Raw genomic sequence first — 26270 nt, forward strand, 5'->3', positions numbered from 1 at the left:
ACACAATTCCATTCAAATTGTAGCTTCCTTTAATAATTTATATTTCTATTAAAAATACAGCAACATTTTAATATACCCAAAATACTGTACAAAGGAAAAAATAAAACATAAAATTTTAATTTTATGTCTAAATTGCCAATTGTAATTGCCCCTGATGAAAGGTTAACTACACGTGCCAGTGAAGTAATAGATATAACCGATAAAATTAAAGAATTAGTAAATGACATGTTCGAAACTATGTACCATGAAGATGGTCTTGGCCTTGCTGCAGTGCAAATTGGAGTGATGAAGAGAGTTTTTGTCATGGACGTTCAGCCAGAGAAGGCTGAAGATGGGCCAGCAGGATATGAATCAACTGGCAAATTTTGCATGATTAATCCTGAAATTACAGAATTATCGGGTGAACAAGTAATTCTCAAAGAAGGGTGCCTTTCAATTCCAGAGCAAAGCCATGAAATTAAGCGTCCAAAATATTTAACTGTGAAATATAAAAATTTAAATAACGAAGAACAGACGCTAAAAGCTAGTGGTTGGCTTGCAAGGTGTATTCAGCATGAGTTAGATCATTTAAATGGTATATTATACGTTAGACATTTGTCTAAATTGAAGTACGATATGGCTATGAAAAAAGCTCAAAAGGTTAAGAGGCACTATGAACAATGAAGATCTAGAATTGTTGAAGTTCTATCATGAAGTGGGTGTTGACTGCACGCTAACTGAAGGTGAAGAGGAAAAAAAAGTGGAAAATGAGAGAGCTGCACAGTCTTCTGTCATCGAGCAGAAAAAAGCCATGTTCCCAAGTGACTGGATCATTGAAGCAAGGAAGCTTGCAAGTGAATGTGGTAGTGTAGATGAACTAAGAAGTGCAGTTAAGTCATTTGAGGGTTGTGAAATAAAAAAAACTGCAACTAATACTGTTTTTTCCGATGGTAATCCAAATGCAAAAATCATGCTTGTTGGTGAAGCACCAGGAGCAAATGAAGACCTGAAAGGCATACCATTTTGTGGTGCAAGCGGAATGCTGCTCGATAAGATGCTCGGTGCAATTAATCTGGACCGCACTAAGGTATATATAAGCAACACCGTGTTTTGGCGTCCACCAGGTAATAGAAAACCAACTGATCTAGAGCTTGATATGTGCAGACCATTTGTTGAGAAGCATATTGCTCTTGTTTTACCGCAGATTCTGATTTTTGTTGGAGGAATCGCATGTTATAGCCTTCTTGATAACACAAAGACTATATCGAACTTGTGTGGCAAATTTCATACTTATACTAACCAATATTTATCTCATGCAATTACCACAGCCGCTATATTTCATCCAGCCTATCTACTTCGTCAACCAGCACAAAAACGCTTAGCTTGGGAAGATTTAAAGAAGATTAGAGAATATCTTGATAATACCAATAACCACACGGACGTTTAGCTCACTACTCGTTGTCATCCCAGTGCCGGCTAATTGCATTAAATATTGAAAAATTTACTAAACAGAGAAAAAGGCAAAAGAAAATCTATCAGCTACTACCTTTTTTTTAATTGGCGTTTTTCATTGCATTAAATGCTTTGATAAGCGTATTTTAGCTTATGTGGGTAAAAGTTTTATAAAGACATAGAGTGCACATAGTGCAAAAAATTAAACATCAAGTATATCGAGCTTTTTGTCCTTTTATCTGCACAGACTGAAGATAAATAATATATCTTCACCCTTATTTTAAGGAGAATGGCGGAGTCCGTCAAGTAACTCTTGCCGTTGCTATAGCTGCTTGAGTTCCTGTAATCACAATGTTGGTGCAATGCACGCATGGAATTTTATTTACTCTATAATATATTGGTTTATAGTAGTACTAATGCAGAAATAAAGGGAGGAGACATTGGAAAGCAATATAAAAAAATTGAAAGGAAATTTTTTAGAACAAGCAATTAGAGTAAATCATGCTGGCGAATATGGAGCCATTTGCATTTATTCCGGTCAAAAATTTATTCTTAAAAAATCTTCCATAATTGACAAAATAATTGAAATGGAGGAGCAGGAAAAAAAACATTTCCACTATTTTAATGAGAAAATCAAGGAGCAAAGAGTTCGTCCTACTGTTTTGTTGCCAGTTTGGGGTGCTTTAGGGGTATCACTTGGTGTTGTAACTGCCATGATGGGTAAAAAAGCCGCTATGGCTTGCACTGCTGCAGTTGAAGAAGTGATCGGAGAGCACTACAAGGAGCAAGTCTTACATTTAGAAGATGGGGAATTAAGAGAAACTATAAGTAAATTTCGCGATGAGGAATTAGAGCACAGAGATATTGCAATTCAGCACAATGCCGAAAGCGCACTTGGCTACAACGTTTTATCTTTGTTCATAAAAACAAGCTGCAAAGCTGCTATTTACCTCTCTAAATTGATTTAATCAATCACTATTTGACAACCAACCACATTTGCCTTTAGTTCTTGTGCTAATTGCTGCCCCATATCCTCTACTACAATCGAATGCGTATGAATGTTTATAATTAATTTCTTAATTATTATCCTAAAAATACATTAATTTAATTCCCTATTAGAGTTTTCTTGTTGTTGTAAACATGTTTGCATAAGACTAGTAGATGGAACGTTTTTAATAGTCTGAGTTAACTCCTCAGGAATATTTTCAAAACTCTTGCCCATAACTTCTAAAACACTTTTTCCCTGTATAAGACAATTCCCTCCAAAGCTTGATTTGTTTTCTAACTTGCTAAACCTTATTTTGCTTTTCTCATCAATTTCTACTACCATTTTGTTACCATCTTTCCGTAGATAAATACTAATCTCTCCTATTTTAGTAGTAAAAAATATTTCAATACCACCTTTTAAGATATCTGTGTAATTTCTTTTTCCATCTTCTGTAATTTCAACTTTTACTATACTTTCCTCAATCTGAAATATGCCAACTTCTAAATCCTTAGCTTTTTCATTATTTAAAGTTCTCGCAATTTCAACAATACTACCTTGTGGATACTTAATATAAAAATATTTATTATCTACTTCTACTTCAAGATCATATTTATCAATTTGCTTGTTATTTTCTTTCACAATACCTTCATATGCTAGACCCTCTAGCATTTTTTTCTTACTCTTACATTGTTCGTTAAGATCATTTAAATAATTAGAGCCGTAATATCCGCCTTCAATATCGCTATAAAAAGATAATCCTTTTTCTACCCCACCTTTTAACACTAAATTACGAGTGATCTTTTGTATGATATTTTTTGTAGTTGAATTGTGTGGATTTGCATGAAAGCGATTAATTAATTCTTCCATTTTTTCAAATATAAAATTTGTTACAGTCTTATTATCCTTACCGTAATATGAGTTTAATCTTATTCCTTGATTTAAATAACCCTCTATTATGCGTTCCATGTACTTTAAAACGCTTTCTTGCTCATCGTGTTCTGTTATACCTTTTATCATCTCATCACAAAATTTTTTAACTAGAATTTGTTCATCTGTAGTCAATGGTATTTGCAATTTCGTAGAAGATGAGTCTCGCTCAAAAAGATAAATTATTGACAATTCTTCTGCTCTTTTAATAAAGTCATAACTTCTTAGATATTCTGCAACATCTTTGTTTTTTGCGTACCTTTTCTTGATTAAATCCATATGCCTATCTTTACGACTTATAGTCGGTAATTTTGGATTTGATGAACTACTCTGTTGACTATTGAAGAAGCTGTTAGAGAACTGTTCAGGCTCTAAAATAAGATTACTTTCACCTTGTTTACCTACTTGCTTAGACATATTATATACCATAACCAATAAAACTTTTTAGTGATTACTTCAATACATAGATAAGTCAATAAAGATATCTTTTTCTCTTCAGTGCTAAAAAATTGTCAAAAATCTCAAAATTGGTTAATTGCATATAATCTACTTTCTGGTATACATCAAAACTACCGTAGAAAGCTTCAACTTTGAAAGGGATTAACAAATAAAATTCTTGTACTTTACCTCTACTAAAGTACAATCAGGCTTTATTTAATATTTTTCATGCTTGATGAAGTACATGAGGAGTGTGGGGTATTTGGCATAAGTTGCAACCAAAGTGCTGCTTTTAACTCTATACTTGCTCTCCACGCTTTGCAGCATAGAGGTCAAGAGTCTTTTGGTGTAGTAACCAGTAACAACGATAAGCTGCTCTCTTATCACTTTCAAGGTCAAGTGAGCAGCGTATTTGATGATATAGATGAAATAAAGAAATCCTTACCTGGAGATTGTGCAATAGGTCATGTTCGATACTCAACCAGTGGTAGTAAATTTGGAGTGCAGCCCATGTTTGGCAAAAGTGGCAAATTTGGAGATTTCGCCATAGCACATAATGGTAATTTAATTAATATTTCTCCGATACGCGAACAATTAATTAAACAAGAGTGTGTTTTTCAGTCAGATATTGATACAGAAGTAGTAGTGCATCTGACAGCAAGCGGTGAAAAAGATAGCTTTTTAGAGAGTTTTATATATGCATTAAAGCAAATACAAGGTGCTTATTCTTTTGTGGCAATCAATCAAGAAGTAGTTATTGGAGTACGTGATCCATCTGGAATCAGGCCTCTTGTTTTAGGAAAGTTAAACGGTTCTTACGTTCTTGCATCTGAAACTTGTGCTCTTGATATAATAAATGCAGAGTTTATTAGAGAAATAGAACCAGGCGAATTAGTTACCATCAGTTCGGATAGTAAGCTAGCCTCAATGTTTCCTTTCCCAAAGCAAAAATCAAGTTTTTGTATTTTTGAATACGTTTATTTTTCAAGACCAGACAGCATAATGGAGAATAGGTCTATATACGATACAAGAAAAGAAATAGGAAGAATACTTGCAAAGGAAAGTCCACCAAAGAACAATGTAGATATGATTGTACCAATACCTGATTCTGGAATACCTGCAGCTATTGGATATGCAAAGCATTCAGGATTACCTATGGAACTGGGGATAATTCGTAATCATTATATAGGAAGAACATTTATACAGCCAATCCCTGAAATACGTAAGGTTAGAATAAAATTAAAGTTCAATGCTAATAAGCATATTTTAAAGGGTAAAAACATAATTTTAATAGACGATAGTATAGTGCGTGGTAGCACGCTCAGAAGTATAATAGTTATGTTAAAAGATGCAGGAGTAAAAGAAATTCACCTAAAGATTTCATGTCCACCAATTAAGCACTCTTGTTTTTATGGAATAGATACGCCAGAGTGCAAAGATTTAATTGCTGCAAATAAATCTGTAGAGGAAATTAAGGAAGTTATAGGAATAGATAGCCTAGCCTTCTTGAGTATTGATGGCCTATACAGGGCTGTTAAAGAAGAAAAACGTAACAACGCTACACCGCAATATTGTGATGCTTGTTTCACTGGTGACTACCCAATTGGTAAGTAATCTATTATTAATAAAGGTGAGGTTTTTTCTATGTTATATTAACAGTTTTAAAAATAGATTTTTTGCATAACCATATAGTTTTTGCCTGGGCGTCATTTGAGTGAAAACTACTTTACAAATTTCGTCATTCCCTTTACTATGATACCAAGAATATTTATCCTTATTTTTGACCTGCAGGCTCAATTACAAAATCAGTAAAAAACTCAAATATTTATTGGCAAATTACACAAAAATTATAGCGGCTTTTTTTATTTTTTCTACATTCAGCCAAAACGCGCTTGTTAGCACATTATTATAGCGCCAATTTACATTATAAAACTTGTCACACGGGGATTCTTTTGCCTTTTTTCTTCATTTGGTAAATTTCTTAATATTTGCAACTAAAGTAATTTTCGAGAGGTGTTATGTAAGTAGCTGACACACAGCTGTACGAGCATTCATTTTTGAAAGTAAATTGCGTAGCAAATGGTGTCATCCGAGTAGCTGACACTGGGATGGCTTTGTTGCACAGCTCTTCGGATAGTGGGTAATGTATAATAAATTCATGAAGCTATATCAAACTTAGCCATGCCTATTTCAGTAAATTTGTTAAGCAAATAACACTTGAGTAGCAGTTCCTTCTCACGATTAATCTCAGATTTATTCCTAAAACTAAATCCAAATATTTGCTTCAGTCGCGAGAAAAAACTTTCTATATAAGATCTCTTCCAATAATTTATCTCTTTTTTCCACCTCTTCATACCATCTTCATCATATGACTTTATGAGCTTGATTGTAGAATTTCTCTCATTCATATAATCCAACTTTGGATGCTCTACTGCATTATTTTGCGGAGGAATCCTTGTCTTTATGTCAAGCTCATCGCACAGTTTGTATAACTTCTTTCGATTATATGCCCTATCTGCATATATCGTGCTTATGTTATACTTGGTATCCACTCTTTCAATAAGATCACAGGCTCCATAGTGGTCGGAATAAACTCCACTACTGTATTTTGCAGCTATAACTTTTTTACTACCTATCTCTAGCATTACATGTAGCTTTCTTGTTTGCTCATAGCGGCGATACTTTCTATCTGTACCATTTGCCTTACTATGGCCTGGAATATTATTGTAGATGCTGATACCTGTACTATCTATAGCAATTTCAATATCTTCCATATCGTTCTTATCAACTCTGCAGTCGTTGATTTTGATATTAAGCTTTTTAAACCTTCTTGAAGCCTGCGAATAGCTGATAATTTGCAAAATTTTCCCTATTTGCTCAAGATATTTCTCTATAAATCCCACTGTTTGCCTAAGACCAATCCTGAATAGATAGGTTATTATGTGAATTAGAATCACTACTTTGTCGCTGTAGACATTGTTGCCACCTGCTACTTTTGGACTATTTTCGTACCAATTTTCAATGGCATCGTTGATATAATGAAAAACATTTCCCCTTTCTTGAAGAAATTTGTTATATTCATTGCAGTTACTGACTTTCATTCTTATTGGCATATTTTTCCTTTGTCGGCTAAATATCTATTTTATAACAAATTCCATCAGTAACTGCCTGTTCTTTCCTTGAGTGGTGCAACAAAGCCCACTGGGATCCATCGCTTAATACAGCCTCATCAAAAATGTTGTGTTTTAACATAAAATTAACTGCTTTTATGCTCATAAACTTAATATCCAATCAAATTTCCTGGATCCCAGTGGGCTTTGTTGCACAGCTCTTCGGATAGTGGGTAATGTATAATAAATTCATGAAGCTATATCAAACTTAGCCATGCCTATTTCAGTAAATTTGTTAAGCAAATAACACTTGAGTAGCAGTTCCTTCTCACGATTAATCTCAGATTTATTCCTAAAACTAAATCCAAATATTTGCTTCAGTCGCGAGAAAAAACTTTCTATATAAGATCTCTTCCAATAATTTATCTCTTTTTTCCACCTCTTCATACCATCTTCATCATATGACTTTATGAGCTTGATTGTAGAATTTCTCTCATTCATATAATCCAACTTTGGATGCTCTACTGCATTATTTTGCGGAGGAATCCTTGTCTTTATGTCAAGCTCATCGCACAGTTTGTATAACTTCTTTCGATTATATGCCCTATCTGCATATATCGTGCTTATGTTATACTTGGTATCCACTCTTTCAATAAGATCACAGGCTCCATAGTGGTCGGAATAAACTCCACTACTGTATTTTGCAGCTATAACTTTTTTACTACCTATCTCTAGCATTACATGTAGCTTTCTTGTTTGCTCATAGCGGCGATACTTTCTATCTGTACCATTTGCCTTACTATGGCCTGGAATATTATTGTAGATGCTGATACCTGTACTATCTATAGCAATTTCAATATCTTCCATATCGTTCTTATCAACTCTGCAGTCGTTGATTTTGATATTAAGCTTTTTAAACCTTCTTGAAGCCTGCGAATAGCTGATAATTTGCAAAATTTTCCCTATTTGCTCAAGATATTTCTCTATAAATCCCACTGTTTGCCTAAGACCAATCCTGAATAGATAGGTTATTATGTGAATTAGAATCACTACTTTGTCGCTGTAGACATTGTTGCCACCTGCTACTTTTGGACTATTTTCGTACCAATTTTCAATGGCATCGTTGATATAATGAAAAACATTTCCCCTTTCTTGAAGAAATTTGTTATATTCATTGCAGTTACTGACTTTCATTCTTATTGGCATATTTTTCCTTTGTCGGCTAAATATCTATTTTATAACAAATTCCATCAGTAACTGCCTGTTCTTTCCTTGAGTGGTGCAACAAAGCCATCCCAGTGTCAAGCACTGGGATGACACCGTCATAAAGTAAACCAGTACTTGGATGAACTGGCAAAAATTGCTCTTAAATCACAAGTTCGTGCAATGATGGTGCTTCTTTAAGAAGCACCATTTGCTAATGTTTTTCTGAAATTTTAGTGCCTAGCGGCATCTATTTGATGCTGCATCCCATCTTTGACCACTAGGGCAAGTTGGGGTTGTACTACTAGTTGTACATGCATCTTGTCCTGTTATTGCTTTCACAACTGCAGGAGCACCAAAAAACACAGCAGTAAATGCACCAAGTGCAAAAAGTGCTGGCCACGGCATTCTGCCAAATATTGCAAGCAATGCTGCACCTATTATCACTATCGTGATCATTGGTCCACCCAAACTGTGAGTATAGCTCACTATTTTACATATCACTGCTGATGTTTCATCAGCATGTACATCAAACGCAAAGGAAAGAATTAAAGCTACAAGTAGAAGAAAGTTTTTCATTATGCCTCCGTATTTAACGCTGGATTATCCTTCAATTTGATTAAATTTAAGTAAACGGTGAGGATTTTTTGCTTAAAAGTATGCTTTATTTCATTTAGAATACTTTTCTTAGTTTATTTGTATTACAAGTGCTACAGAAATTTTATAGTATCGTTTATTGCCTTTATCGTGCTTTAATTGACACAATTTATAATGATGGAGTGGAGCACGCAGGATATCTATCATTTTTAATCCTGTTATCAATATTTCCTTTTCTTATTGTTTTAATGGCCATGGCATCAACGTTCGCAAATTTCTTAGATCAATACAATGTCGGCTGGGCATTTATTATTGATAACATGCCACAGGATATTTTATCATCTTTGATGCCACGTATTAGGGAGATAATATCAGGCCCTCCGCAAAGCTTATTAACCTTGGCAATTGTAGGCGCTGTTTGGACTGCCTCATCGACAATTGAAGGATTCAGAACGATATTGAATAAGGCCTATAAAGTCCCGGTTTCATCGCCTTATATATGGAGAAGGGTGCTCAGTATATTACAATTTTTAGCAATTACGCTTGTTACAACTCTGACTATAGTATTTTTTACATTAGTGCCAATATTAATTGATTTTTCTTACCAAGGGCTAAGTTATACTAGATATTTACTTATTGAGTTTTTGCTTTTTACTATAGTATCTTGGCTATATTTTACATTGCCAAACATAAAACAAAACTTATCAGACGTATTTCCCGGATCTTGTGTAGCTGTTATTCTTTGGACGATCTCTGCTTCAGCTTTCAAGCAATACTTAAAAGCTTCCTTTGACCAACTGAATTTGATATATGGAAGTTTAGGTGGTGTGATAGTATCGTTACTATTTTTTTATGTGCTAAGTTTGATTTTTATATATGGAGCAAAATTTAATTTTCAGCTAAAATATTTCAATGGATCTTGCTAAGGAGAAAGAAATGGGTGACTTAGAAGGTAAAATAGCTTTAATTACCGGAGCTTCAGGTGGAATAGGCTCTTCTGTTGCAAAAAGATTTGTAAAAGAAGGTGCATGTGTAATTCTGATTTCCAGATCTCTTGATAATCTCAAGCCATTGTATAACGAAATTGAAGAGCTGAAAGAAGGCTCTGTGAAACTAATTCAGCTTGACCTTTTAGACTTTGAAAACGTAGAAAAACTGGCAAATATGATAGAAAGCCCAAAATTATCAGAATCTGGAACACTTGATATACTGATTGCATGCACTGAAATTTTAGGTAAGTTGAGCTCTGTTCATGATTGTGAGCTTGAAGATCTACAGAACGTAATGAATACAAATTTTACTGCCAGTTGGTACTTGCTAAAAAATTTGGGTCCAATACTAAAAAAGTCTAATGCTGGAAGAGCGATATTCATGACCTCAGAGATAACACTTTCTCCTTCCTCTTATCCATATTGGGTACCATATGCTGCAAGTAAGGCTGCACTAGAAGCAATGGTGAAGATATATGCATCTGAGACAAAACATACGAACTTATGCATAAATGCCGTGTATTCGGAAGGGCCTATCGATAGTGAAATGTATAAGCAAGCATTTTCGGGAAAAGATATATCTGAATTGGTGCCACCTGATAAACTGACAGACAAATTTGTAGAACTTGCTTCTGAAGATTGTAGCATATCAGGACAAATCTTACCACTTAGCAAATCTCCCGAGTAAATTACCATAGTATCTGCAAAGATACTGTTAAGCCTAAAGGTAGTTAGGTTTAATAAAAATTCACATACACAGGAAAGATTGGTAACATTATTTGAGTCGAGACTATTATTGTAATTATGCCAAAACGCACAGATATAGAATCTATATTAGTAATAGGAGCAGGCCCAATAGTTATAGGTCAGGCATGCGAGTTTGATTATTCTGGAACGCAAAGCTGTAAAGTATTAAAAAGTGAAGGTTATAAAGTCATTTTAGTTAACTCCAACCCCGCAACTATAATGACAGATCCTGAATTCTCTGATGCAACTTATATTGAGCCGGTGCTACCTGAAATCATAGAGAAAATTATAATTAAGGAGATGCCAGATGCAATATTGCCAACAATGGGCGGGCAAACAGCACTCAATTGCGCAATAAAACTTGCAGATGATGGAGTGTTAGACAAATACAACGTAGAATTAATAGGAGTAAATAGAGAAGCAATAAAAAAAGCGGAAGATAGAGAATTATTTCGCCAATCCATGGATAAAATAGGTCTAAAATACCCCAAAAGTATCATTATAAAAAATCAAGAACAAATAAAAAAGGCTTTGGATTACATTGGATTACCAGCAATCATCCGTTCATCATTCACTCTTGGTGGCGCAGGTAGCGGCATAGCATACAATAAAGAGGAGTTTTTCAATATTGCAGAAAGTGCTCTAAAAATTTCACCAATAAATGAAGTTCAGATAGATGAATCAATTATCGGCTGGAAAGAATATGAAATGGAAGTTATCCGTGATTGTAAAGATAACTGCATAATAGTCTGTTCGATAGAAAATATTGATCCAATGGGAGTGCACACCGGAGATAGTATCACGGTTGCTCCTGCTTTGACTCTGCGTGACGTAGAATACCAACAGATGAGAAATGCATCTATAGCAGTGTTGAGAGAAATTGATGTTAGCGCCGGTGGTGCAAATGTTCAGTTTGCAGTGAATCCTAAAGAAGATGGAAGCCTCGTTGTAATTGAAATGAATCCAAGGGTTTCTCGCTCCTCTGCACTTGCTTCGAAAGCAACAGGCTATCCTATTGCAAAAGTTGTAACTAAACTTGCTATTGGCTATTCGCTCGATGAAATATGTAACGACTGTGCTCCAGTTATACCTGCTGCATTCGAACCAGTGATTGATTATATCGTCACTAAAATTCCTCGATTTGAGTTTGAGAAATTTAAGGGGACGAATTGTGAACTATCAACCTCCATGAAATCAGTGGGAGAAGTAATGTCTATAGGCCGCACTTTTAATGAGTCACTACAGAAAGCTTTTCGCTCACTTGAAACAGGGCTCACGGGACTTGATGAAGTGTTTTCTGAAGACACAGATGTTAAATCTCAATTAGCAAAATTGCTGCCAAACAGATTACTGATTGCTGCTGACGCAATGCGTCACGGAATTAGCATAGAAGAAATAAATTCGATTACAGGATATGACTTATGGTTTCTGCAAAATATACAGCAAATCATCTTGGCTGAACAAAAAATCAAGGAAAACGGCCTTCCTGGAACTGCATATGAAATGTTAGAGCTGAAAAAAATGGGATTTTCAGATGCAAGGTTGGCAAAGTTAAGCAATAAGAAAGTAGAGCAAATTGAAGCAATAAGGAAAAGGTTTGGTACTAAACAAGTTTATAAACGTGTAGACACCTGTGCAGCTGAATTTGAATCGAGCACTGCTTATATGTATGGCTGCTATGAGGGTGATGTTGAAAATAAAACGGAATGTGAGGCGAATATTTCGGATCGAAAAAAAGTTGTCATTTTAGGAAGTGGTCCAAACCGCATTGGTCAGGGTATTGAGTTTGATTATGCATGCGTACATGCAGCTTCTGCCGCCAAAGAAATGGGATATGAAACAATAATGATTAACTGTAATCCAGAAACCGTCTCAACTGACTACGATACCGCTGATCGTTTATATTTCGCCCCACTGATTGCAGAGGATGTGCTTGAAATACTAAGCAAAGAGCAAGAAAATGGCACACTGGTTGGTGTAATAGTTCAAATCGGCGGGCAAACGCCTTTAAAGTTAGCCAAAGTGCTTAACGAGAGAGGTTTCAAAATTCTGGGAACTTCGTTTGATTCTATTGACCTTGCAGAAGATCGCATGAGATTTAAAAATCTTGCTTTGCAACTTAATTTAAAACAACCTGAAAATTCTATCTGCCATTCAGTAGAAGAAGCGTTAACCAACGCAGAAAAGGTGGGGTTTCCACTAGTAGTCAGGCCATCATATGTCCTCGGCGGTCAGTCTATGTCGATTAGACACGATACTCAGAGCTTTAAAGAGTATGTCTTGAATCAAACCAAAATTTTTGAACACGGATCGCTGCTTCTTGATAAATTTTTAGTCAATGCAGTTGAGGTTGACGTTGATGCTGTATGTGATGGGAAAAAAGTTTTCATTGCAGCGGTCATGGAGCACATTGAAGAAGCTGGTATCCACTCTGGCGATTCAACATGCTCAATACCGACAAATACATTGAGTGACGAAGTAATAAAAGAGATCGAGCTCCAAACTGAAAGAATAGCATTAGCATTAAAAGTGAAAGGTCTGATAAACATTCAGTTTGCTGTTCAAGAGAGTGATGTATACATACTTGAAGTGAATTTAAGGGCTAGCCGTACAGTTCCTTTCATTTCCAAGGTAATCAACATTCCTGTTGCAAAGCTTGCCACTCAGGTTATTTTGGGTAAAAATTTGAATCAGGAAAACAAGCCTTTCAATCATTTTGCAGTTAAAGCTGCTGTTTTTCCATTTACCCGCTTTGCAGGAGTTGATACTTTACTTGGTCCTGAAATGAAATCAACAGGAGAAGTGATGGGAATTGACTTATCTTTCGAAGCTGCACTTGCAAAAGTGCACATGGCTGCAGGATACAAGTTACCAACAGAAGGAGCAGCTCTGGTTTCAGTAAAAGATGATGATAAAGAGTGTATATTGCCTGTTGCACGAATGTTGAAAGAACTGAGTTTTGAAATATATGCCACCAAAGGCACAGCTTCGTATCTGAACAATAACGGCATTGCTGCAAAAGCTGTAAATAAAGTGAGAGAAGGCAGACCCCACATAGTTGATATGCTCAAAGATGGAAAAATAAATCTAGTGATCAATACCTCAAAAGGTGTGAAATCAGTTTCAGATAGCAAAGATATCAGGAGAACTGCTATTTTGCAAAATATAGCTTATAGCACCACAGCTTCTGGGAGTAAAGCGTTAGCGCTTGCAATTCAATATGTAAAGAATAGCAAATTGGAAGTGAAATCATTACAGCAGATACAAAATGTTTAAATATCAAGACTATAATAAATTATTACTTATTTCAAAATGAGGATCGTGTAAGCTAAGGCGAGAGAAATTTAATTAAAGGATTTTTGTGTCAGTATCAATATATATAGCACTTCTCATAATAGTCCAAAAAAGGTAAGATATGGATTTATAGTAGTGATGGTAAGCATGCCAGCAGCATATAGTTATGACTTAAGAAAAAAGGTAATGGAAGCATTGGATGAAGGAGAGAGTGGAGAAACTGTTGCCAAGAGATTTAAGATTGGAGAAACAACTTTATATGAGTGGAAGAAAAGACGTGAGAAAACGGGAGATTTTCAATCAAAAAAGCTTGGAAGCGTGGCATAAAATTACCGACTGGAATGCATTTGCCGAATTTGCAAATGAGCAAGGTGGCAAAACTCAGTCAGAGATGCTGGGGCAATATTAGTAGACAAACAATTCATCGAGCACTTAAAAATATAGGATTCACAAGAAAAAAAAGACCTACGGATATAAAGAAAGAAATGAAGAAAAGCGAGCTCAATTTTCAAAGGTTATAGCAACAAAAGAACCTAAAGAATTAGTGTATATAGATGAGTCTGGCATTGATAACACTGAACCTATGGGTATTGCCAGAAAGGACAGCGGTTTTATGCCCTAAAATCTGGAAAGAAAACTCAACGAATTAGCATGGTTGCAGCCTTAAGTGGAAGAAAAATAATTGCTCCGTTAACCTTTAAAGGCCACTGCAATATGGATATCTTTAATAAATGGTTTGAGCAGTTTCTGACACCGATTTTGGAACCTGGACAAACTGTTATCCTTGATAATGCTACTTTTCATAAGTCTAATAAGATTTGCTAAAGGAGTTGGTGCAGAAATTTTATATCTTCCTCCATATTCTCCAGATTTCAACAAAATTGAGCATTATTGGTTTGCTATAAAAAACAGAGCCAGGAAAAACATTCCTCTATTCGAATCCTTTCGTCGTGCTGTTGATTCTGCCTTCCTATGACCTGTTCGGACTATTATGAGAAATGCTATAACTGCCTTGAGCGTTTGTTGAAAGGCTTTGTACTAATTTTCTTGATTCAAACAATATGCTAGACTTTAACTTAAAAATCTTTGTAAGTGATCACGACTGAAAGGTATTTTCATGCATTTTTTACCTGAGTGCAATAAGTGTAATTCATTGAGTTTCCAAAATTGATAATGAAGAAAAGCATTACTCGTCTAATAAAAGCAATTCAATACTCCTGTGAAGGAATAAAATCAGCTTTTGTATCAGAAGTTGCGTTTAGACAGGAGTTACTGCTTTTTATAATATGTGTTTCAACTTTGTTTGTTTTAGATGTAAGTAATTTAGAACGTGCAGTAATGGTAAGTAGCCTATTTTTGGTGTTAATTGTAGAAATTATTAACACTGCTTTTGAAACAACAATTGAGCGTATTTCCAGTGAACAACATATACTTTCAAAAAAAGTGAAAGATCTAGGTAGTGCAGCAGTTTTTCTCTCATTAATTAATTTCTTGATAACATGGATGATAATATTGATATGAATGTTGTTAAGATATATTTTCAAATTCACCGATTAAGACTTGCATGTCTTGTGGTAAATCAGAAACAAATTCTATATATTCTTTACTTTTTGGATGATATAAGCCTAGCGTGTGAGCATGTAGTGCCTGTCTATTGAAATTACGGATAAAGTCAGAGTTTTTAGCATGTTTTTCACTTTTACTACTATTTTTTCCGTAAACTTGATCACCAACTACAGAATGTCCTATGTGGCTCATGTGTACTCGAATTTGGTGTGTTCTGCCTGTCTCTAAAGTACATTTAACCAGGCTTGCTTGCCCTATAATTTTCTTCACTGAATAATGAGTGATTGCTAATTTACCTGCTGTTTTTGTGACACACATCATTTCTTTATTACTGCGTTTTGGAGCAATATGGGTTTTTACTGTTCCTTGCAGATTAGGTAATGCTCCCCAAATTACTGCTAAGTATTCCCGTTTTATTTTACGATTTGATAGCAGTTCAGACAAGAAGCTGTGGGATTGTTCATTTTTTGCAATTACCATGAGTCCACTAGTATCTTTATCAAGCCTGTGAACAATTCCTGGTCTTGTATTTGTATATGGAATTTTGCCAAGGTGAGCGATCACTGCATTCAGGAGTGTATCATTGTTTGTTCCAGCACCTGGGTGTACTGTTAATCTACTTTGTTTACTCAGAACTATAATGTCATCATCTTCATAGACGATATCAAGTTTTATGTCATAATTAGGCTCAATTGATGTGGATATGTCAGGTTGAATGAGATGCACCACATACTCTTCACCTGGTTTTACTATGTGATCATTATTAATTATCGGTATACCAAGTAATTTCACCTGCTCATTCTGTATCAATCTTTGCGCTTTACTGCGAGATATGTTGCATTTTTTAGCTACATAAGTATCTAATCTTAATTTTTTCTCTTCACTACTAATATTTAAAGTCCTGAACATGCTACTTCAAATGCTGCATGAACATCTGGATTCACAAAATCAACTTTTGTACTAGGTTGAATTTGAAGGCCGTCTTGTTTTTTAATGTGGCAAATTGTTTGAGAGCCATCTTTCCAGTAAATTATTATTTTATTATCAAAATTCCGTAGCGTTAACTCCCTCTTTTCTTCTTTTTTATCTTTTTCTTCTAGCTTAATAGACTCTAATAAATAATATAGAAAGCCACTTGCTTTACCGTTAACTTTTTTTCTCCATTCATCCATTTTTTCTTGTTCAGATAATTCTTTTTCCAATTTTGCATTTTCTTGCTCCAGCTCTTTCATCCTTTTTTTTGATTTTAATAATCTATTTTTTTCTATTGCTTTTTTCTCTTCATCTCGCTGTTTTTCAAGAGAAGTAGCAGTAATACTGCCTTCACTGCTATTAGGTTCGGTTGATTGAGTTTGTTTATTCTTTAATTCTTCTAGTTCATCTTTTACTTTTTTTAGCTCTTCCTCTAATTTCTTCCTTATCTTTTCCGCCTCTTTTTTTTGCTTTTCCAACATATCTATAAACAAAGGATCATCACTAACTGTGCTTTCCCCAGATTTAAAAAAGCCAACAAATCTGCTTGGTTCAAATCGCTCAACCTTATCTTCAGCGATTTTAATAGCATTATCTAAACTAGAAAAAATACTTTCAATGTTTAGTGAACTTGCTCTTTTTACCAGCCCTTTAGCTTCACTTAAAATGGGCGAGATTTCCTTGTGCAACTCATCCAAATCTTCTTTGATGTCTTCTCTGACTCTTCGTAGATGAACAAGTGTTTCTTTAATTTCATCATTTGCAGGCTTTAGAAGCTTATTATCGAGTAGACCTTTAACTTCATCTAACTGCTTATCAAGTGAGTCAACAATTTTATCTGTAAAATCAGTCAAGTGCTTATCAAGTAATTTTATCAATCGAGATGTAGAATCATTTTCTTCTTCATCTTTTGTCTTTTTTTCCATTACTGATACAACCCCACCTCTTCTGAATGGAAAGAGAATATCCAAATTGTTAAACTTTTTAACAATATTATGATTATTGTTTATCTCATTGTTTTTTAGCTTGCTGAATGTTATACATATCCCAACAATAGCAATGATACTAGCCAGTGCAACTATGGCCCATTCCAAATCCTGAATATTGGCAAAGCTCAGTCTATTTTGTATTAACGCACCAACTATAATTACAGCACTAATTACATATGGTATGGTAAGAAAAATTGCCTTATTCTTATTCTCTTGTCTTTGATCATCTAATATTTTTTTTTGATTTTCAGAGATTGGCAAAATTATTGAAAAGCTTGCTTTTTTGTGACTTGTAAAACTTAAATTTGGTTTTATCTCTATTTTTAGAGCATTTTCAGCAAGTTCACTTATCTCGTTGTCTTTGCCACCTCTAATTTTATCATTTATTAATTCCTCTATCGGCTTTTTTCCTTCTTTTATCTTCTGCTTATGCATATATCTCATAGCAGAAGAGGCTGCAAAAGTTGTTAAAAGAATAATAGAAACCAAAGTGTAAATTGGCATGAATGTTGGGTTAAAAATATCTGTAATAAAGCTTAAATTATTACTAGTTATTATTATTGCAGCTACATAAGCCAAAGAAAATTGAAGCCAAGTATTTACAGCTGCTATAGGTAGAGTGTTACTTACGGAATATTTCTTTGCTGCATGCCATAATCTAGGGAAAAAACCAATAGCATCATCTATTTTGGCAAAATTATGATCTACTTTAACACTTAAAGGATTTATTATATCTAAAGGCATAAACTTCCTAGCACCTAATTAATTATATACTAATAACACTTTTAAAACAAGTTTTTTGGCTTATGCCAAGGACGATTAGAACGGACTTTGCTAACCTTTATGCCACTATTTGCTAGCCAAACAGAGTGTGTGCCATATGCCTCTAAGTCAGAGTATTTGATGATTTTAGTATTGCAAGCTGGATAGTTAAACTTGCTTAACTGAATTACTAGATCGACATTGTTACAATTTTCTAAAATATCTTCTCTTTTATGAGCTAGCAACACTGACTTATTATTTCCTTTATTATATGTACAGTCATAATCATTACATTTTAGCCTTTTGTTTGAATTACTGAATTTAGTGTGATTCAAAATTTGATTCTGCCCGTTTTGTTTAGCCCATGTTTTGACAACAAAGTTCCTATTTTTCCTAGTAAGAGAATATAGTAAACTGTCATCTTCTTTTACAGCAAGATTATCAATACTGACCAGGATGTCAGGGGTTCTATACATAGCGCTAGAGAAAATACCCAGCACAATAAAGAAAATTCCAAAAAAACGCCAATTCCTTTCCCACAAGCATAGCCACAATAACCCAAGTGTTATTATAATAATTGATGAGCCAGGAAAAGTGCGAGTGGGAATAACCAAATACTGAAGACTAGCGATTGCATTTGTTATACACAAGATACTGTCAATTGGGCGCTCTATAAATGGCGCTATAATCCATTCAATACCTAAAGGAATCAATAAAACATAAATTATTCCAAGTGGAATAATAATGAGTGTAACTATTGGTATAGCAATCAAATTTGTGATAATGCCACTGATTGAAAAATAGTTAAAATTGTATATTGTGTACGGAACAGTTGCTAAACTTGCTATGACTGAGCTGATCATTATCGACACAAAATATTTTATTATTTTTATTTTGAATAACTTATTAGCATTGATCTGATAGCTGGCAACTAGTGCCAAAACAGCAGAAAATGACATTTGAAAACCTGGCTTTAAGATTGCTTCTGGCTCCACTATGAGTATCACCGAAGCAGCAAACGCAATTGCTATTAATCCTCGATATTTCCTTTCTATGATTATTGCAACAAGTACCAAGATCACCATGATGTAGGCACGCTGAGCAGAAATTTGCATACCGGTAATCAACAAATAAAAGGTAGTTGGCAAGATAGTAAAGAATGCAGATATTTTTTTAGTGTTATATTTAAGAGTCAAAGTTTCAGATATTGCAAATAAATTACGGAATACTATAAAAAATAGACCAGCAACAAACGATAAATGTAAACCAGATATAGCGAATAAATGTGCTATACCTGAATCTCGTATCGCATTCATAGTTTTTTGATCTATCCCGTCTTTTTTGCCAATTAATAATGCAGAGATTATGTCCGCGTGTGGCTTTTTGGTATTTTGCTGTAGGTTTTCATAGATATATTGACGGAAAGATTCTATATACTCTTGAAATTTTCTTGCTTCAGCCTTTTTGTACAGGACTATTTTGCTTGTTGCAAAGCCTGTTGCACTTATTTTCTGATAATATGCTATTCTTGCAAAATCATATGCATATTCCGAAGGCGCAATTTTTGGAGGAAAGAGTTTTGCTGATAATTTTACTTGATCCCCTATTTTAATGCCTTCTTCCGCTTTTGTTTTAACTGATATTCTGATGTTATCCAGCTTGAACTTCGTGTTTTTTATTTCATAAAGCAAAAATTGTTTATATGAGCCCCTATCGTTAATATCCTTCACTGTAGCAACAATATCTTTCACATACCTTTCCTTATCAAGAATATGAGTATTAACTGAATCTGTTCTGAATTTGCTGGCTGTAAATCCTATGAGCACTGCAATTAAAGAAATGCATAATATTGCGTATTTCCTGTATAATATTGCAATCAGAATTAGTATAGGTGAAAGCAAGAGAAAAATAGATATAGTGAAAGCACAGCTTGGTTCAAAATTTAATGAGAAATAGGTTAAAATTCCTGCACACTGAAAAATAGGGAACCACAATATCAAGTTATATTTTTCATTGCACAGATTGTTATGTATATAATTTACTATCATGTTAAGAAAGGTTAATAGATATATAAATATATGTAATAGTGTGATTTTATTCTTTTATTTATTATTATTACGCATATAATAATAAATAAGCAACGACGCGGGATGGAGCAGCTCGGTAGCTCGTCAGGCTCATAACCTGAAGGTCGTAGGTTCAAATCCTACTCCCGCAACCATCTTTCAATTGTACAAATATTGCGATTTCTTTTATTATAATAGCAATGTTATTTCTAACTCAAAGCTTGTTTTTGACCTGTAGGCTCAATCGTAACATTCAGTAAAAAACTCAGGGTATTTATTGACAAAATTATAGCGGCTGCATGCCTTTTTTCTTTTTTCTTATTACATCAATAATTTCACTATACACTTTATTGTTGTCTTTATCTGCAATTCCAGTAATAACATTACATCTATTAGATTCTTTTATAGCTATTTCTTGAAATCCTTTTCGAATTTTATGATAGAAATCAATGCTCATTTCTTCATACTTATTTTTATCCTTTGCTCTGCTGAGTCCAACTTGAACATCAATATCTAAAATAAATGTGATATCTGGATATTTAATTTCCACTAATTTGTGTAAGTCTCTTATTAGACTCAAGTCAACACCTAGTCCATACCCTTGATACGCAATAGTTGAATCGATAAATCGATCACAAATAACTGTCTTTCCCTCTTTAAGAGCTGGTAGTATTAATTCTTTCATATGTTCATATCTCATTGAGGTAAATAATAAAAGTTCAGAGATGGGATCAATATTATCCTTAAGTAGTGATCCTCTTATTTTTTCTGCAAGATCAGTACCACCTGGTTCTCTAGTCAATACGACATTATTTTCACCGTGAATTTGCTTGAAATAATTTGCAAGTAACTCAGACTGTGTTGTTTTACCAGAACCATCTATTCCTTCGAAGGTTATGAACATAAATTTTATAATTACAATGCTAAATGCAAATAGTGTACATAGAAACCATTTGACATTTAAGCAATAAGATCATAAATTATATACGGTATACAATTCTCTATGAGCTATGGTTACGCTAGACACTCCTAAGATAGATTTAGACTTTACTGCAAAGAATTTCAATCTCTTGGGAGTGGATAACAAATATTATACATTAAGTGACTGCTATGGGGAAAATGGTCTTATTGTAATGTTTATATGCAATCACTGTCCTTACGTTCAATCAATTATTAGCAATCTAGTAAGCGATGTTAATTTGTTGAAAAAAGATTATCAGGTAAACACCGTTGCAATCATGCCAAATGATGTGAATAAGTACCCAGAAGACTCCTTTGAAAACATGATTAATTTTGCAGAGAAAAATAAGTTTACATTTCCATATTTAATTGACAGTAACCAAGAAGTAGCTAAAGAGTATGGTGCTGTTTGTACCCCTGATTTCTTTGGGTTTAACGCTGATTTAAAACTTCGTTATCGTGGACGTTTTAACAATGCAAAAAAAGAGAAAGTTCAAAATTATGAAATAGGAAGTAGTGATTTATTTCAAGCGATGAAATTTATTGCAAAAACTAGCAATCCTCCAATTGACCAAAAATCAAGTATTGGTTGTTCAATAAAATGGTCTAATTCTACAGGTTAAATATTATGCACAGCGGCTCTCAGCATTTGTTTGATATTATAATCTTACTTTCCGCTGCTGTGTTTATAGTCATAGCGTTTTGGAAAATGAATATTAGTCCAGTGCTTGGTTACTTTGTTGCAGGTGCATTGATTGGTTCTCATGGATTTAATCTGATACATTCAGTTGAAGTAATGGATAACTTTGCAGAGTTTGGCGTAGTTTTCCTATTGTTCATTATAGGTCTTGAATTGACATTTGAACGCCTTATCGCTATGCGTAGGCATGTGTTTGGGTTTGGTTCCCTTCAAGTTATAGTTACCATGATAGCAATATGGTGCATTGCTCTTGCCTTTGGAGTAAATACAAACATGGCAGCAGTTATTGGTGGTGGACTTGCACTATCCTCAACAGCAATAGTGTTGCAGGTTCTGCAAGAAAAGGGTTCTCAAGCAAGCCAAGTTGGTAGATTGTCAATAGCAGTGCTACTAATGCAGGACTTTGCAGTGGTACCTCTAATAGTACTAGTGCCCCTGCTTACTGGCAATTCTGAACACAGCTTAATAAGCTCGTTGGCAGGCTCATTAGTGCAAGCAGCTATTGCATTGGTGTTGATATTTGTAACTGGTAGGTTATTACTGAGGCCATTGTTTTCGGTTATTGCCAAAATGGAGAGTAATGAAATCTTTATATCAACAACACTTCTGATAATATTAGGATCAGCATTTATTACTGAACAATTTCATTTATCAATGGCATTAGGCGCATTTGTTGCTGGGTTACTAGTTGCAGAAACAGAACACAGGAATTCGGTAGAACATGCAGTATTGCCATTTAAAGACTTATTTCTTGGTTTATTCTTTATGACTGTTGGCATGTCTATTGATATTGACCTTTTACTCAATAAGTTACCACTCGTTACTTTATTATCAATTATCCTTATCGTTTTAAAGACGTCCATTATATATACATTGTGTAGATTTTTTGGATTTAGAAGTGCACCTGCAATACAAGCTGGATTACTGCTTGCACAAGGCGGTGAATTTGCATTTATTTTATTCCGTTTAGCAGATGAATTAGATGTACTATCAAGTGAAATCGCTCAAGTGCTTATGATGGTAACTACAGTAACTATGGCTTTTACTCCTCTTTTATCGGGAATTGGAGACTGGATAGCAAATTCATTTAGCACTGAAAAAATAATACTAGACGATGAAGCAATCGAAACAGACACACAAGATCTTTATAACCACGTAATAGTTGCCGGGTTTGGTAGAGTGGGATATATGGTAACGAAAATGCTTACTGCAGAGCATTTAAGTTATGTTGTTGTAGATATTCAATCAAAAATAGTGAAAGAAGGAAAAAATGACAGTTTCCCTATATATCTTGGAGATGCTACAAGATATGAAATTTTAAAATCAGTAGGAATAGAAAGAGCTCAAGCTCTTGTGGTTTCAATAAAGAACGAAGTCACTATAAAGAAAATAGTTTCTCTAGTTGCAACAAACTTCCCACATGTAAATATTATAATACGTTTACCAGATTTGAATAATGTGGAGGTTTATAAAGATCTAGGGGCTAGTAAAATTATTCCCGAGACGTCTGAGATTGGATTGCAGCTAGGTGGAGCAGCATTAAGCTTAAGTGGAATTAGCGAAAGCGGAGTTACATCTTTAAAAGGTAAATTTAGAAAAGGCAACTACAGTATGTTAAAAGACCTTGGTAGTGATAAAGATGAATAATCCTCTATCACTTTAATTAGTGATCAGAAAAACACATTTAATTAAGCAACTATACTCTCTAGAAAGGTGAAATTGACCTTATTGTAACTATGAACAAAATAATAATAAAAAAATTTGGTGGTACTTCGCTAACTGACTTAAATCGAGTTGCAAATCTAATAAAAAACGATATTGAAAAAGGTTATAATGTAATTGCTGTTGTATCTGCTGCTGCAGGATTCACTGACCAAATGGCTTTTCAAGCCAGGCAAATTTCAAATTTAAATTGTAGACAAGAGTTATCAGAGTATGATGTCCTGCTTTCAGCAGGAGAACAAATCTCTTGCGGGTTATTAGCTATCACTCTTCTGTCTGTTGGAGTTAATGCTAAATCATGGCTCGCCTGGCAGTTACCAATTGTAACGGATAATTTTTATTCTGAGTCTAAAATAAAAAAGATAAAAATTGACCATGTAAAAAGATCTTTTGCTGAGGGTTATACTGCTGCAATCATTGCTGGTTTTCAGGGTATACACGATGATAGAATCACTACTTTTGGTAGAGGAGGATCTGATATCTCAGCAATTGCCTTTGCTGTAGTCTTTGGTATTAGGACTTGTGAAATTTTTACTGATATTGACGGAATATATACAGCAGACCCAAAAATTGTTCCAAGGGCACGCAAGCTTAAATCTATCTCTTACAATGAAATATTGGAGATGTCGTCATCTGGTGCTAAAATATTGCATAATCGTTCAGTACAACTTGCAATGAAGCATAATATTAAGGTGCAAGTGTTATCCACTTTTGAGGAAGTAGAAGGCACTACAGTACTACACGAAAAAGATGTACTGGAAAGATACTTAATTACTGGAATAACTTATAGCACTCACGAAGCTCTTGTAACTTTTACTAACTTTGCAAATACTCTGGATACTTTAAGAGATATAGCAGGAGCAAACGTTAAAGTTGACATGATACATGGGTCAAGCTTTTTGATTTCTAAATTTGATGTTGATTTAATGACAAAGTTATTGAACAAAAATGAAAATTATGTCGTAAACAATAATATAGCTAAAATTTCAATAATTGGTATTGGTGTTATGTCTAACACTGAAGTGATGTATCGCACACTCAAGGTTTTAAGCGAAAAAAAGATAGAAATACTTGCTGTCACAATGTCCGAAATCAAGATCAGTATAGTTGTTCAAAAAAAACACGCTGAGGCTTTAATTAGAGATTTACATACCGAATATGAGCTTGATGTATGACAGCACGCTTGAAATTTATTTACTTGATAATTCAAAAAACTTGAAAGAGCAAAGATAGTTATTGAAATTATCTTGATTTACATCGGTTATCCAAGTTTGACATTGAATGCTTAACACCTCCTCCATTAACACCTTTCTGTAATCTTTATCCAGATGCGACATTATATCGTCAAGCAGAAGAAGAGGTGCTTTATTGTAATGAATACACCTTGCTTTTACACTAGATAAGATGATAGAAAGCAGTAATAGCTTTTGCTCTCCAGTAGAACAAAGATTTATTGGCATGTCCCCTTTTTGGCAAAAAACCCAAAAATTATCATTATGTACAGAAAAGGTTACTCTACCAGTTAATGAGTCTTTTTCTCTGTTTTCCTTTAGACGATTCTGAAAATATTCTGCAGTATCGTTCAAAGTTAGCTGACTGCTAAATTTCAAACTTGCCTTTGGAAAAAACTCACAAGAATGGTTATCAATTGTGTCTTGTAATATCTTTAAAACAGATGATCGCATACGTAAAATATCAATTGCATTGGTAGCCATGACGTTTTCAAGACTAGAGAGCCAACTTTCGTCCAAAATATTCTCTCTAAGCAATTTACTTCGCTCATGCTTAGCTTTTCTATATTTCATGTAGCAATAGGTGTAATTTTCTTCAAATAGTGAAACTATACGGTCTAAAAATTTTAACCTGTCACTTGGAGAATTAAGAAGAATATAGTCCATTTGTGGAATTAGCCATATTACATTAGATATTCTATACAAAGATGAGTAGCTTGACTGCGTTTTCCCATCAATTTGTATTAATTTCTTATTAAGATTCTTTCCTATACCAATTGAGTTAAGCTCTGCTCCATTGAAAAAATCATAATACACTACCCAACTTTCATTACTGCGCCTATTTTGCATCTCATTGATTTTTGCTTTTTTCATTCCGTTGCTTTTAGCAAGCAATGAGATTGCTTCAAGTATATTAGTTTTTCCAATACCATTTTTGCCAGTTACTACAACTGGTCTATCATCTAAATCCAGTTCAAAGTTTGAATGACTACGAAAGTTATATAATTTCAGTTTTTTTATATAGCAATGGGTAGTCATTCTTTAATTTATATTCTCCTTACTTCTTCTAGAACCTCATCAACATGTCCACTAACTTTTACGTTTTTCCAGATCTTCACTACTTTACCTTTTTTATCGATTAAAAAAGTAGTGCGCTCTATTCCCATATACTTTTTGCCAAACATGCTTTTTTCTACCCAAACACCATATTTTTCCAACATTTCAGCATTTTCATCAGAAACTAAAGAAAATGGCAAAGAATATTTTGCTTTGAAGTTAGCGTGGCACTTAACGCTATCTTTTGATACACCAATTATCACTGTGTCAAGAGAAGAGAAATTTTCTATTTTGTCTCTAAAGCCTTTTGCCTCCATTGTACAGCCCGGAGTATCGTCTTTAGGATAAAAATAAAGGACTACATTTTTTTTATCAAAAAATTCACTCAGCGATAAAATTTCGCCAGAATCTGTTGGCAAACTAAAATCAGGTGCATTATTTCCTACTGTTAATTCCATACTTTGCTCCATTATTAACACTTTTATGGTACTATAGTATATTGTAATAGGAAGGGAGGATAA

The 26270-nt window shown here is 34.3% G+C and carries 23 protein-coding genes, 1 tRNA gene and 1 pseudogene; 13 read left to right on the forward strand and 12 right to left on the reverse strand.

Annotated elements, in window-relative coordinates; genetic code table 11:
• The first annotated feature begins 123 nt into the window (after positions 1 to 123).
• The 3 genes from def to AAHF52_RS05080 all read left to right on the forward strand — a co-directional run bounded on the left by def (position 124) and on the right by AAHF52_RS05080 (position 2399).
• On the forward strand, positions 124 to 663 hold the full coding sequence (gene def / locus AAHF52_RS05070; protein WP_264376708.1) for a peptide deformylase: 540 nt from the start codon (positions 124 to 126) through the stop codon (positions 661 to 663).
• Positions 653 to 1426: a uracil-DNA glycosylase gene (locus AAHF52_RS05075; RefSeq protein WP_342068389.1), complete on the forward strand. Its 774-nt coding sequence runs from the start codon at positions 653 to 655 to the stop codon at positions 1424 to 1426. The genes def and AAHF52_RS05075 overlap by 11 nt, the downstream gene beginning before the upstream one ends.
• A gap of 445 nt (positions 1427 to 1871) precedes the next feature.
• Positions 1872 to 2399: a demethoxyubiquinone hydroxylase family protein gene (locus tag AAHF52_RS05080; protein WP_007302313.1), complete on the forward strand. Its 528-nt coding sequence runs from the start codon at positions 1872 to 1874 to the stop codon at positions 2397 to 2399.
• A 131-nt stretch (positions 2400 to 2530) separates the two neighbouring features.
• Here the strand turns inward: AAHF52_RS05080 and AAHF52_RS05085 are convergent, their stop codons facing one another.
• Positions 2531 to 3763 (reverse strand): hypothetical protein, encoded by a 1233-nt coding sequence (locus AAHF52_RS05085; protein ID WP_052265010.1) that lies wholly within the window; start codon positions 3761 to 3763, stop codon positions 2531 to 2533.
• A gap of 249 nt (positions 3764 to 4012) precedes the next feature.
• On the opposite strand from AAHF52_RS05085, the gene purF reads away from it, so the two are divergent.
• Positions 4013 to 5398 (forward strand): amidophosphoribosyltransferase, encoded by a 1386-nt coding sequence (gene purF / locus AAHF52_RS05090; protein ID WP_052265009.1) that lies wholly within the window; start codon positions 4013 to 4015, stop codon positions 5396 to 5398.
• Between the two features lie 542 nt (positions 5399 to 5940).
• Here purF and AAHF52_RS05095 read toward each other — a convergent pair.
• The 5 genes from AAHF52_RS05095 to AAHF52_RS05115 all read right to left on the reverse strand — a co-directional run bounded on the left by AAHF52_RS05095 (position 5941) and on the right by AAHF52_RS05115 (position 8676).
• The gene (locus AAHF52_RS05095; RefSeq protein ID WP_213863789.1) at positions 5941 to 6897 is read right to left on the reverse strand and encodes an IS5 family transposase; all 957 of its coding nucleotides are present in this window, start codon (positions 6895 to 6897) and stop codon (positions 5941 to 5943) included.
• A gap of 16 nt (positions 6898 to 6913) precedes the next feature.
• Positions 6914 to 7060 (reverse strand): hypothetical protein, encoded by a 147-nt coding sequence (locus AAHF52_RS05100; RefSeq protein WP_264376706.1) that lies wholly within the window; start codon positions 7058 to 7060, stop codon positions 6914 to 6916.
• A gap of 83 nt (positions 7061 to 7143) precedes the next feature.
• Complete coding sequence (locus AAHF52_RS05105; protein WP_213863789.1) at positions 7144 to 8100, reverse strand: IS5 family transposase; 957 nt, start codon at positions 8098 to 8100, stop codon at positions 7144 to 7146.
• A 16-nt stretch (positions 8101 to 8116) separates the two neighbouring features.
• A complete protein-coding gene (locus AAHF52_RS05110) occupies positions 8117 to 8251 on the reverse strand; it encodes a hypothetical protein (RefSeq protein WP_264687584.1) in 135 nt (44 codons plus the stop codon).
• Positions 8252 to 8337: 86 nt separating this feature from the next.
• A complete protein-coding gene (locus AAHF52_RS05115; protein ID WP_264376705.1) occupies positions 8338 to 8676 on the reverse strand; it encodes a TrbC/VirB2 family protein in 339 nt (112 codons plus the stop codon).
• Positions 8677 to 8804: 128 nt separating this feature from the next.
• Between AAHF52_RS05115 and AAHF52_RS05120 the strand changes: the two genes are divergently transcribed.
• The 5 genes and pseudogenes from AAHF52_RS05120 to AAHF52_RS05140 all read left to right on the forward strand — a co-directional run bounded on the left by AAHF52_RS05120 (position 8805) and on the right by AAHF52_RS05140 (position 15245).
• Positions 8805 to 9620, forward strand: coding sequence for a YihY/virulence factor BrkB family protein (locus AAHF52_RS05120; RefSeq protein WP_264376704.1), 816 nt, complete (start codon positions 8805 to 8807; stop codon positions 9618 to 9620).
• Positions 9607 to 10371 (forward strand): SDR family oxidoreductase, encoded by a 765-nt coding sequence (locus tag AAHF52_RS05125; RefSeq protein ID WP_006013430.1) that lies wholly within the window; start codon positions 9607 to 9609, stop codon positions 10369 to 10371. The genes AAHF52_RS05120 and AAHF52_RS05125 overlap by 14 nt, the downstream gene beginning before the upstream one ends.
• A gap of 116 nt (positions 10372 to 10487) precedes the next feature.
• A complete protein-coding gene (gene carB, locus AAHF52_RS05130; RefSeq protein WP_019236851.1) occupies positions 10488 to 13706 on the forward strand; it encodes a carbamoyl-phosphate synthase large subunit in 3219 nt (1072 codons plus the stop codon).
• 165 nt (positions 13707 to 13871) lie between these two features.
• A pseudogene (locus tag AAHF52_RS05135) lies at positions 13872 to 14700 on the forward strand (IS630 family transposase).
• A 197-nt stretch (positions 14701 to 14897) separates the two neighbouring features.
• The gene (locus AAHF52_RS05140; protein WP_007302306.1) at positions 14898 to 15245 is read left to right on the forward strand and encodes a diacylglycerol kinase; all 348 of its coding nucleotides are present in this window, start codon (positions 14898 to 14900) and stop codon (positions 15243 to 15245) included.
• A 6-nt stretch (positions 15246 to 15251) separates the two neighbouring features.
• Here the strand turns inward: AAHF52_RS05140 and AAHF52_RS05145 are convergent, their stop codons facing one another.
• Genes AAHF52_RS05145 through AAHF52_RS05155 form a run of 3 tightly spaced genes read right to left on the reverse strand, consistent with a single transcriptional unit; the run spans position 15252 to position 20061 of the window.
• Entirely contained in the window at positions 15252 to 16199 is a 948-nt protein-coding gene (locus tag AAHF52_RS05145; protein WP_007302305.1) for an RluA family pseudouridine synthase, read from the reverse strand.
• A complete protein-coding gene (locus tag AAHF52_RS05150; RefSeq protein ID WP_052264881.1) occupies positions 16184 to 17995 on the reverse strand; it encodes a coiled-coil domain-containing protein in 1812 nt (603 codons plus the stop codon). The genes AAHF52_RS05145 and AAHF52_RS05150 overlap by 16 nt, the downstream gene beginning before the upstream one ends.
• A gap of 41 nt (positions 17996 to 18036) precedes the next feature.
• Entirely contained in the window at positions 18037 to 20061 is a 2025-nt protein-coding gene (locus tag AAHF52_RS05155) for a ComEC/Rec2 family competence protein (protein WP_026097260.1), read from the reverse strand.
• A 96-nt stretch (positions 20062 to 20157) separates the two neighbouring features.
• On the opposite strand from AAHF52_RS05155, the gene AAHF52_RS05160 reads away from it, so the two are divergent.
• Positions 20158 to 20234: transfer RNA gene (locus AAHF52_RS05160), tRNA-Met, on the forward strand.
• A gap of 131 nt (positions 20235 to 20365) precedes the next feature.
• On the opposite strand, the gene tmk is transcribed toward AAHF52_RS05160, so the two are convergent.
• On the reverse strand, positions 20366 to 20983 hold the full coding sequence (gene tmk / locus AAHF52_RS05165) for a dTMP kinase (RefSeq protein WP_342068390.1): 618 nt from the start codon (positions 20981 to 20983) through the stop codon (positions 20366 to 20368).
• 106 nt (positions 20984 to 21089) lie between these two features.
• On the opposite strand from tmk, the gene AAHF52_RS05170 reads away from it, so the two are divergent.
• The 3 genes from AAHF52_RS05170 to AAHF52_RS05180 all read left to right on the forward strand — a co-directional run bounded on the left by AAHF52_RS05170 (position 21090) and on the right by AAHF52_RS05180 (position 24636).
• On the forward strand, positions 21090 to 21662 hold the full coding sequence (locus AAHF52_RS05170) for a thioredoxin family protein (protein WP_052264880.1): 573 nt from the start codon (positions 21090 to 21092) through the stop codon (positions 21660 to 21662).
• Between the two features lie 5 nt (positions 21663 to 21667).
• Positions 21668 to 23386, forward strand: coding sequence for a monovalent cation:proton antiporter-2 (CPA2) family protein (locus AAHF52_RS05175; RefSeq protein ID WP_007302300.1), 1719 nt, complete (start codon positions 21668 to 21670; stop codon positions 23384 to 23386).
• A gap of 89 nt (positions 23387 to 23475) precedes the next feature.
• On the forward strand, positions 23476 to 24636 hold the full coding sequence (locus AAHF52_RS05180) for an aspartate kinase (protein WP_007302299.1): 1161 nt from the start codon (positions 23476 to 23478) through the stop codon (positions 24634 to 24636).
• A 15-nt stretch (positions 24637 to 24651) separates the two neighbouring features.
• On the opposite strand, the gene recF is transcribed toward AAHF52_RS05180, so the two are convergent.
• Together recF and bcp are read right to left on the reverse strand one after the other, a co-directional pair.
• Positions 24652 to 25731 (reverse strand): DNA replication/repair protein RecF, encoded by a 1080-nt coding sequence (recF, locus tag AAHF52_RS05185; RefSeq protein WP_007302298.1) that lies wholly within the window; start codon positions 25729 to 25731, stop codon positions 24652 to 24654.
• A gap of 8 nt (positions 25732 to 25739) precedes the next feature.
• Complete coding sequence (bcp, locus tag AAHF52_RS05190; protein WP_010403789.1) at positions 25740 to 26207, reverse strand: thioredoxin-dependent thiol peroxidase; 468 nt, start codon at positions 26205 to 26207, stop codon at positions 25740 to 25742.
• Between the last annotated feature and the right edge of the window lie 63 nt (positions 26208 to 26270).

The organism is Wolbachia endosymbiont (group B) of Melanargia galathea (genome assembly GCF_964030625.1).
Lineage (GTDB): Bacteria > Pseudomonadota > Alphaproteobacteria > Rickettsiales > Anaplasmataceae > Wolbachia.